The sequence below is a fragment of the Solemya elarraichensis gill symbiont genome (assembly GCF_002021095.1).
GTDB lineage: Bacteria > Pseudomonadota > Gammaproteobacteria > Chromatiales > Chromatiaceae.
Map to the genome: position 1 here is coordinate 1 of NZ_MPRK01000250.1, position 2497 is coordinate 2497.

A 2497-nucleotide genomic window follows, 5' to 3' on the forward strand; every position below is an offset into this window, starting at 1 on the left:
GCATTTCATCCAGTTCATGTTGTCCCAAGACAGAACGTAGGGTTGTCTGCGCCAGTTCACTGGTTGCCATGTAGAAATCTTCAACCTGGATAATCGCCTTTTCAGGATCAATCACACGAAAGTAAACCACTGCATTCACTTTAACGGAAACATTATCGTGTGAGATAACATCCTGCGTCGGAACGTCCATAACAATGGTGCGAAGGTCTACCCTGACCATTTGCTGGATAAGCGGAATGATAATAACAAGACCTGGGCCTTTAACTTTCCAGAATCGCCCCAAGGTGAAGACAACACCTCGTTGATATTCACGCAAGATTCTGATCGCAGAGATCAGAAATAACGCAACAAGTATAAATACTATATAGAGGGAATATGTAGTCATTTCTCTTCTTCCTGTTTTGTAGATACCGCTGGTGTGTCTTGAAGTGGCTCTACATTCAAAGTTAAGCCTTCTACGTTGGTTACTTTTACTTTTTGACCTTTGTGTAATGGAGTTTCACTCAATGCCGTCCAGGTTTCACTGTGAATAGTAACGGTACCGTTGTGATCAAAATCACTTATCACGGTAGCCTCTCCTCCAATCAGTCCTTCCATGCCACTGACGACCGGACGGCGTCGTGCCTTGATTGCCATGCCAATGATAATAATAAACATCAATATACTGGTAACCGTAAACGTAATGATTACTGAAATATCAATACCAAAACCAGGCACGTCTGTATCCATCAAAATAATCGATCCAATCACGAAGGCGATTACTCCGCCGATACCAAGCATGCCGAAACTGAGCTCAAAGGCTTCACCAATCATCAGGGCCATACCCAGCAAGATGAGACCCATCCCGGCATAGTTTATTGGTAATAATTGGAACGCATACAGGGCAACCAGCAAACATATTGCACCAACCGTACCGGGCACAATTGCACCGGGATTGGAGAATTCGAATATTAATCCATAGATACCAATTAACATCAGGATATAAGCGACATTGGGATTGGTAATCACGCTAAGTAAGCGACTGCGCCAATCAGGACTAAGCGGGACTATTGTCAGTCCGGTTGTATGGAGGGTTCGTTTTTGACCCTGTACAAGTACTTCACGGTCATTAATTTGCTTTAAAAGATCAGATGTATCGATTGCAATTATATCAATTACATTTAATTTCAATGCTTCACTAGCCTGTAGACTGGCAGCTTCACGCACCGCTTTTTCTGCCCACTCCTGATTACGGTTATGAAGTTCTGCCAAGCCACGAATATATGCAACGGCATCATTTATTATTTTTTCTTTCTTGGCTTTACCTACTTTATCAACCGGGGCTTTCTCATCTTCGGATTTTGTCTCATCATCTCTTTCTTTTAAATCAGGAGGAGAGATACCGCCAAGCTTCACGGGTGTCGCCGCACCCAGGTTAGTAGCCGGTGCCATGGCTGCAATGTGACTTGCATAAACAATATAGGTTCCAGCACTGGCAGCTCGAGAGCCTGACGGCGCAACATAACTGACGACCGGGATAGAGGAATTGGTGATGTGCTTGATAATGCCTCGCATGGCGGTATCCAGTCCTCCGGGCGTATCCATACGAATAATAACCAACTCTGTCTGAGTTTCCTCAGCAGAAATTAGCGACCGCTCAATATAATCCTCAGTAGCAGGTCCTATTGCTCCATCAATGCTCAGCTGTAATGCAGTATGTCCTGTTCGATTTGCAGAAGCCGAATTAAGCAGCACGCCTACAATCACGAAGAACAATATACGAGCTACACCCTTTGTTAGTTTCAACATTAAGGAAATACCTATTATCTCTTCCTTTTTAAGTATAGATGGATATTGGGAAATACGTGCCCAGGATTATATTCTCCAGTTGGCGATCATCGTTTAATTTCTCTCGGTGGAGGTTCCGGTAGGGGATATTCTTTCAGGGGCACTGGTGACGAGGATGTCGAGTCATCTGGCGTTGGCGCGATCTTCATCGGCTCATCCGGCAATGCGGGCCTAGATCCACCCCTCATCGTAACGACTGCGGAGCAATCTTCCAGTTTGCCGAGAGCAGTCGTACCATCCGGACGCGTATTACGGCAACTTGTATTATTCATACCACCGCACCGTTGCGGATCGCCACCGGGAGCTGCGAACGTCTTGTCTTCAATCATCGGCGAGCGCCCCTCGCGACGAACCGCACACGTGCACTCGCAGTTGACTTGGCTCAACATGCCTTCGCGAGGCTTCGCATTGGCTTCACCAAGCAAGGCAGAACTTGCGATAACGACACATAGCATCTCTTTAACAACGAGAATCTTAAAATTAATCACTGCCGTATCCTCAGTAATGTTTTGCTGATAGCGGGTTTCAGCCGCCAGGCAATCGGAACATCTAACCAGTAAGATTTTTCTCACTCGCTGCGCGCCAAGGAGAGAGAATCGAAGGCGCGTAGTCCCCGGTAGCCACTAGGCGAGACTGTTTTTCTGACGTGCGCCAGCGCCAAAGGAAAAAT

General features: G+C 46.2%; 3 protein-coding genes. All 3 read right to left on the reverse strand.

Annotated elements, in window-relative coordinates; translation table 11 throughout:
- The coding region (locus tag BOW51_RS09775; RefSeq protein WP_245828664.1) for an SPFH domain-containing protein at positions 1–385 on the reverse strand (385 nt) is incomplete at its 3' end.
- Positions 382–1788 carry an NfeD family protein gene (locus tag BOW51_RS09780; RefSeq protein ID WP_078477552.1) on the reverse strand — a complete coding sequence of 469 codons (1407 nt, stop codon included), beginning with the start codon at positions 1786–1788 and terminating at the stop codon, positions 382–384. The genes BOW51_RS09780 and BOW51_RS09775, both read right to left, overlap by 4 nt.
- Before the next feature lie 86 nt (positions 1789–1874).
- Positions 1875–2315, reverse strand: a complete 441-nt coding sequence (locus BOW51_RS09785) for a hypothetical protein (protein ID WP_078477553.1) — start codon at positions 2313–2315, stop codon at positions 1875–1877.
- Positions 2316–2497: the final 182 nt, after the last annotated feature.